Consider the following 6206-nt stretch of genomic DNA (forward strand, 5'->3'; position numbering starts at 1 on the left):
CGGCGATGCTGCTCAGTCCGGACGCGTGGCGGTTGGCGGTCACGGTGGTCGCGGTCCTGGTGGCGACCGGTGCGCTGGGTGCCGTCAGCGCGCGGTTGGGCGGCGCGGTGCCGTCGCGGGCGGCACTGCGGTCCATGACGGGCGGGGCGTTCGCGATGTCGGTGACGTACCTGGTCGGCTCCCTCCTGGGGACGATGACGGCGTTGTGAGTCCTCAGTGGGCGGTGGCCAGGGCCAGGGCGAAGTCCCCGGCCGGGTCGGTCCACCAGTGTGTGGGGGCGAACCCGGCGGCGACGAGCTCCCCGCCCAGGTTCTCGCGGCGGAACTTGGCGGAGATCTCGGTACGCATCTCCTCCCCCGCGGCGAAGTCGACGGACAGGTCGAGGTCGGCGACCCGAACGTGCTGGTCGACGCGTGAGCGCAGCCGCATCTCGATCCACTCCTGCTCGGCGTTCCACAGGGCGACGTGGTCGAAGGCGCCAGGGTCGAAGTCGGCGCTCAGCTGCCCGTTGATGACGGAGAGGACGTTGCGGTTGAAGGCGGCGGTGACCCCATGGGCGTCGTCATAGGCGGCGACCAGGCGTACGGGGTCCTTGACGAGGTCGGCCCCGAGCAGGAGGGAGTCGCCGGCCCTCAGGACTCCCCGGATGTCGCGGAGGAAGGCGGCCCGGGCGCGGGGGTCCTGGTTGCCGATGGTGGAGCCGAGGACGGCGAGGATCTGGCGGCCGCCCTCCTCGCTGACGGGCAGTAGGCCGAGGTGTTCCTCGAAGTCGCCGACGACGGCGTGGACGTCCAGCCCCGGGTAGTCCTTGGCGAGGCCGGAGGCGGAGGCGGCGAGGAAGTCACCGCTGACGTCGACGGGTACGAACCGGGTGAGGCGGCCGTGGCGGCGCATCGCGTCGAGGAGGAGCCGGGTCTTCACACCGGAGCCGGAACCGAGCTCGATGAGTGCCTCGGCGTCGGCCGCGTCGGCGATCTCGTCGGCGCGTTCCTCGAGGATCGACCGTTCGGTGCGGGTGGGGTAGTACTCGGGAAGTTCGGTGATCTCCTCGAACAGGGCGCTTCCGCGTTCGTCGTAGAACCACTTGGGCGGGAGCTGTTTGGGCCGGGCGGTGAGCCCCTCGGCCACGTCTCTGCGGAGGGCCTTGTCGAGGTCGTCAGCGGTCAAGTTTCGGTCGATCCGGAACATACTGCCTCCTGTGTCCCTATGTGGTGTACCCGGGATGGGGGTCGTCCAGAGTCCGCTCAGCGCAGCGGCGTGATCTCGGTGCCGTGCGCCGTGGCGACCACCACCGAGTCATCGGGGACCGGGTGCCAGCCGGGGTCGTCGTCGAAGGGTTCGGAGGCCAGGAAGACCCCTCCCCACGGCTCGCGCAAGGTGAACAGGGTGTCTCCGGACGCCGTCCCGACGATGGACTCGCCATCGCTGGCGAGCAGGTTGTAGCGGCCCTCGGAATGCTCGCGGGCGTGGCCGACCACGGCGGCGAGTGTTCCCGCGAGGTCCCCTGACGCCCGCCACAGTCGGACGGTGTGCGCGAACAGCGGCGCCGAGTCCACGGGGGAGCGGGCGTCCAGGGCACCGGCGGGTAGGGGCGTGGCGAGCGCGGCGGTGAGTGCCTCGTCGTCCTTGACCGCCCCGTTGTGGCTGAACAGCAGCCGGTCGGCGCGGAAGGGCTGGGCACCCGACTCCTCGGAGCCGAACCCCGTGGTGGCGTCGCGTACGGCCGCCACCACGCACCCGGAGGTGATGGACCGGGCGGCGTCGGAGAAGGAGGCGTCACCCCAGATGGGCATGGCGCGCCGGTAGCGCAGCGGTTCCGGTGGCGGGCCCCCGGCCGTGACCCGCGGGGGATACCAGCCGACGCCGAAGCCGTCGGCGTTGACGGTGCCGTGCCGTTGCATGCGCGGCGCCCAGGACTGCGCGTGGAGCGAGTGGGGCGCCGCGTACAGCAGCTCGTGCACCGTGCGCGGCGGCCCCAGGTAGGCGAGGTGGCGGCACATCAGTCGGACTCCGCGTCGCGGGCGCAGCGGAAGCCACTGAAGATCTGCCGCCGGATCGGATGGGCCCAGTTCCGGAAGGTCGAGCGCACGGCGGTGGGATGGGTGGCCCAGGAACCGCCGCGGAGCACCTTGTACCCCTCGTTGAAGAACACCTCGGAGTACTCCCGGTACGGGAAGGCCCGGAACCCCGGGTACCCGTCGAAGGTCGTGGACGTCCACTCCCACACGTCGCCGATCAGCTGCTGCACACCCAGCGGGGAGGCGCCGTCGGGGTGGCGTCCGGCCGGTGAGGGGCCGAGCCGGCGCTGGCCCAGGTTGGCGTGGCGGATCCCGGGTTCGTCGTCGCCCCACGGATAGCGCGTCGACCGCCCCGTCTCCGGGTCGAACCGGGCTGCCTTCTCCCACTCCGCCTCGGTGGGCAGGCGCTTGCCCGCCCAGCGCGCGTAGGCCTGGGCCTCGTGGAAACTGACGTGCTGCACGGGTTCCTCCGGCGGCACCATCTCGTGGCGGCCGAACCTGCGGCGTGACCAGTCCTGGCCCTCACGGGTCCAAAAGGCCGGGGAGACGGCGTTGCGGCGGCGCTGCCACTCCCATCCCTCACGGGTCCACCAGTGCCTGGTCTGGTATCCGCCGTCGGCCATGAACCCCAGGTACTCCGCGTTGGTGACGGGACGGGTGTCGATCCAGTAGGCGGGCAGGTCGACCGTGTGGGCGGGGCGCTCGTTGTCGTAGGCCCACGGATCGTCGGCGGCGCCCATGGTGAACGGCCCGGCCGGCACGAGCACCTCCGCCTCCGTGGGCGGGCTCAGGGCGGCCACCCCTCCGGAGCCGTCCAGGAGCACGGGCTCGCCCTTGCGCAGCTGGTGGGTGGCGAGCATGGTCTCGTCGTGCTGGTGTTCGTGCTGGATGACCATGTGGAAGACGAACCCCGCGTCGAGCAGGGCACGGTAGCCGTCGGAGCCCTCGCGCTGGCGGGGTATGCCGACGGGGGCGATGTCGGCCTTGTCCAGGACCTCGAGCACCTCGTCGCGCACCCGGTCGTTGTACTCGGCGGCCTCGTCCGGTGTGAGCAGCGGCAGGGTGACCCGTTCGGCGCGCGGGTTCTCGAAGGCGTCGTAGAGGTGGTCGATGTCGGGACGCAGCGCCTCGCGGCCGCCCGCGGCCCGCAGCAGCCACTGCTCCTCGTAGTTGCCGATATGCGCCAGGTCCCAGACCAGCGGCGACATGAGTTTGGAGTGCTGGGCGATCAGCCCCTCGTCGTTCAGGGCATCGAGTGTCAGACCGTTGCTGCGCCGGCGGCTCCGTTCGAGCTCGACGGCGATGCGCTCCTTGGCGCGCTCCTGTTCGTGGTTCACCGTGCTCCTCCACGTGACTCGGAGTGGTGTGCCGGGTCCGGACCCGTCCCGGACGTCCCGGTTCCCGCGCTACGGGGGCCGGGAACCCACGGGCCGGCGTCGGCCGGGGACAGCCCGCGCCGTGTGTACCGGTCCGCGTAGTCATCGACGAGGGAGGCCAGGTCCGCCGCGCCCATGCGGGGCAGAGCGCGAACACCCGCGTCGAAGCAGGCCTGGGCGCAGGCGGCGATCTCTGGGTCGGCGACGCCGCGCTGCGCCGACGTGAGCCACAGGCGGGGGCCGGGGGCACGGCCCCCGCAGAGCCGTTCCGTGGCCTCTTCCGCGGTGGCGCGGGCCACGGGGTCGTCGAACAGGGCGGCGGTCAGCGCCATCGGGACGGGCCACCAACGGTGGGGAAGCGCGTCGATCATGCGCAGCTCCCACCAGCCGCGGGGGCGCACCGGCGGGAAGAGCGTACTGAGGTGGAACTCCAGGTCAACGAGGGTGGCGGGGCGGGGACCCAGACCACCGATCCACTCGGCGAGGGTGCAGCCGGGGTCAGCGATCCAGTGGCCGTCGCCTTCGGGGGTCTCGGGGACCGCCATGACCTTGGCGGCCAGCGCGTACTCGGCCCACGCGGTGGCGGGGTCGGAGCGGTCGCCGAGGTCGAGGACCGGCCGGGTGCGGGAGGCGTCGGTGGCCGCCCAGATCGCCCATCGGGTGGACTTCCAGCCGGTCGGGCGTCCGCGCCAGAACGCGGAGTTGGCGAACGCCGCGACCAGAACCGGACCGAGGCGGTGGGTGAGCTCCCAACGGGCGCGCAGGTCGGCGGCGTCGGCTCCGGTGTCCAGACACACCTGGACGGAGGCGGTGCTGCACATCATGGTGCGGCCGCTGGGCTGGCGGTGGTTGGTGAAGAAGCGCTCCATCGCGGTGTAGCGGGCCGAACGGAGCTGGCGCAGGGGCGGGCGGACCGGGTCGAGTGCGGCCCCGGACAGTTGGAGTCCGGCCTCGCCGAGGTTCTTGCCGACGTGGGCCAGGTCCGCGGCCAGGGCCTCGTACACCTTGGCGGGGCCTGGCCGGACGGCCGAGCTGAGTTCGAGCTGCCCGCCGGGTTCGAAGGTGATCCGGCTTCCCGCGGGCAGGGTTCCGGTCGTGTCCAACGCCTCCGTGAGGCGGTCGAGGTGGACGGGTTCGGTCGGGCGGGCGGGATCGGTGACGAGCCATTCGGTCTCGGCTCCGACCTTGCCGGGCGGCCCGGTCTTGAAGCAGACCCCGTTGATGTAGCCGTGTACGTCGTCCGTGGTGATACGTGCCATGGGACGCCCCTCTCGATACCCCGCGCCTCGGGTGACACCTCAAAGGTCCTGCCCATGAGTCAGTGAGGTCGAACATAGGAAACGACCAGAAATCAGATGAACAATCCACGTACGCCAGGAGCATGAAGTTATGTCCCCTACGACGGCACTGGTGACTCCGGGTGTCGTGATGGGTGCGGAGGGCACACCCGCCGCGCGTGTGACCCACCTCACTTCTTGGTGAAGTCCCTGAGCCGCTGCTCAGCCACGGCCCGTTCCCCGGCATCGAGCCTGACGTCGAACGCCTCGCCCGGTACGCGGTCGCCCTCCCCGATGGGCGCCTCCTCTGACCTGCGCCGTCAACCGCCCAGCGAAAGGCGGGCGGGGGCGGGTGGTCGGGTGGTGGATGGCAGTACCCGCCCTGGCGCCGCCGGACCGTCTCGTCCGTCAGAGCGGCCACGTCGAGGAGGATCGGCGGGTGAGGACGATCTGGAGGTTCTCGGCCGGGATCGCGGCCGAGTGGGCACGGTGCGGGGCCCGCAGGGTCTCGAGGGTCGGGGCGGGTCTCCCGCCGACCCGACCCGCTCCAGGTAGGCGTCCAGGTCCAGTTCCCGGCCGGGACAGAAGTCGCGCTCGGTGGACAGCGCGCCGGGGCGGGCGCCCGGGGAAGGGCGGTCCGGGCGCTCGTGGTGCCGTCGGTGGCGGAGTTCCGCGTAGCCGTGTCCGCCCAGAACCGGGGTCCCCCGGGCGCTATTCCACCGCTTCGGCGCGCCCCGGTGACCACATGCGACCATGGCCGTCGGCGACCCAGTGGCAGGCGGCCCGGTGCGTGCCATCGTCCTCGACCGACGCCTCCGGCGCGGTACCGCCCTTGAGGACCGCGGGATCCACCGTCCGGCACCGGTCGGCCACCCCCGCCCGCTCCGCCTCCCCCGAGGCCAGCACCGGGCAGCGCGGGTGGAAGCGGCACCCCGAGGGGACGTGCGCGGGGTCGGGGGGCTCCCCCGACAGCACCGTCGGCTCGCCGTCGGTCTCGGGCAGCACCGACAGCAGGGCCCGGGTGTAGGGGTGGGAGGGCGCGGCGAGCACCTCCTCCACCCCGCCCATCTCGACCACCCTGCCGAGGTACATCACGGCGACGCGATCGGCGATGTTCCACGCCAGGCCCAGGTCATGGGTGGCGACCAGGGCCGACAGCCCCAGCTCTGAACGCAGGTCCAGCAGCAGGCGCAGGATTTCCCCCCGCACGGAGGCGTCCAGGGAGGCCACCGGTTCGTCGGCCACCAGGACCTCCGGTTCCAGGACCAGCGCTCCCGCGATGACGACGCGCTGACGCTGACCCCCCGACAACTCGTGCGGGTAGCGCGCCAGGAACCGCTCCGGTGGCCTCAGCCCGGCGCGGGCCAGCGCCCGTGCGACTCTCTCCGCCTCCTCGGCGGTGGTTCCCTCATGAACGCGCAACCCCTCGGCGACCGCCTCGTACACGGTGCGGCGCGGGTTGAGCGACCCGGTCGGGTCCTGCTGCACCAGCTGGACCCTGCGTCGGAAACCGCGCAGGTGACGGCTGCCGTAGG

General features: G+C 72.2%; 6 protein-coding genes. 1 reads left to right on the plus strand and 5 read right to left on the minus strand.

From position 1 onward, the window contains the following. Positions 1–209 (plus strand): VIT1/CCC1 transporter family protein (locus D471_RS33985; protein WP_040689271.1); only part of this gene is annotated, 209 nt, incomplete at its 5' end. A 4-nt stretch (positions 210–213) separates the two neighbouring features. Here D471_RS33985 and egtD read toward each other — a convergent pair. The 5 genes from egtD to D471_RS33990 all read right to left on the minus strand — a co-directional run. Beyond that, on the minus strand, positions 214–1188 hold the full coding sequence (gene egtD, locus D471_RS0111500; protein WP_017598754.1) for an L-histidine N(alpha)-methyltransferase: 975 nt from the start codon (positions 1186–1188) through the stop codon (positions 214–216). Positions 1189–1244: 56 nt separating this feature from the next. Beyond that, entirely contained in the window at positions 1245–2000 is a 756-nt protein-coding gene (egtC, locus tag D471_RS0111505) for an ergothioneine biosynthesis protein EgtC (RefSeq protein ID WP_017598755.1), read from the minus strand. Continuing rightward, entirely contained in the window at positions 2000–3355 is a 1356-nt protein-coding gene (egtB, locus tag D471_RS0111510; RefSeq protein WP_017598756.1) for an ergothioneine biosynthesis protein EgtB, read from the minus strand. The genes egtC and egtB overlap by 1 nt, the downstream gene beginning before the upstream one ends. Further along, on the minus strand, positions 3352–4653 hold the full coding sequence (egtA, locus tag D471_RS0111515; protein ID WP_017598757.1) for an ergothioneine biosynthesis glutamate--cysteine ligase EgtA: 1302 nt from the start codon (positions 4651–4653) through the stop codon (positions 3352–3354). Before egtA ends, egtB begins: the two co-directional genes overlap by 4 nt. A 729-nt stretch (positions 4654–5382) precedes the next feature. Then, on the minus strand, positions 5383–6206 hold an 824-nt coding region (locus tag D471_RS33990; protein ID WP_017598758.1), incomplete at its 5' end, for an ABC transporter ATP-binding protein.

Origin of the sequence: Nocardiopsis lucentensis DSM 44048, assembly GCF_000341125.1 — a bacterium.
In the GTDB taxonomy this organism is placed as follows: Bacteria; Actinomycetota; Actinomycetes; order Streptosporangiales; family Streptosporangiaceae; genus Nocardiopsis; species Nocardiopsis lucentensis.